1 protein-coding gene is annotated in these 657 nt (G+C 44.9%); it reads right to left on the minus strand.

From position 1 onward, the window contains the following. Window positions 1-546, minus strand: a 546-nt coding sequence (locus G5B00_RS17895) for a transposase (protein ID WP_163878837.1), incomplete at its 3' end; no start/stop codon positions are given. Between the last annotated feature and the right edge of the window lie 111 nt (window positions 547-657).

Here is a 657-nt window from a genome sequence, read left to right on the forward strand (position 1 = left end):
CTGTGATTCAATGTCCCGGAGGACCGACAGTATTTTATTTTCCAGTTTGGCTTTGTTCTTTTCAACCGAACCTTTCCATACAAAAGTGTAACGGCCTGCTGCCGATTCGATCTTCGTACCGTCTATGTACTGGACCTTCAGGCTCACATAGCCCAGTTCGGCAAGCAGGCGGACAACTTCGGCAAAAAGGGAATGGATATGCCCTTTGAGCCTCTTGCCACGGAAGTAGTTGATTGTCCGGTAATCCGGTGTGCTGTGCCCCGATAGCCACATGAAATAGATGTTCTCCTGTAGGGCCCTTTCGATCTTACGGCACGAATAGATGTTGCTCAGGTAGGCGTAGAATAGCACTTTCACCAGCATACGGGGGTGGAAACTTGTCGTGCCCCCACCTTTGTATTGCCATATGATGTGCTCAATGTTCAATTTGTCAACAACTTCGTTAACCAGGCGTACAGGATGATTGACAGGGATCTTTGCAAAAATATCTTCCGGAAAAAGACTCGGACTATTGGACGGTAATGCTTTGAATAGTATGTTTGCCATATTGTTTGGGTGCACCTAAAAATAACCATTTTTTAGGACAAACAATAAAAATCCCCGACACTTTAATGTATCGGGGATTCCTTTTTTTAAAAAGGCTTTTTAGACAGCCTC

The sequence above is a fragment of the Parapedobacter sp. SGR-10 genome, from assembly GCF_011030405.1.
Taxonomy (GTDB): domain Bacteria; phylum Bacteroidota; class Bacteroidia; order Sphingobacteriales; family Sphingobacteriaceae; genus Sphingobacterium.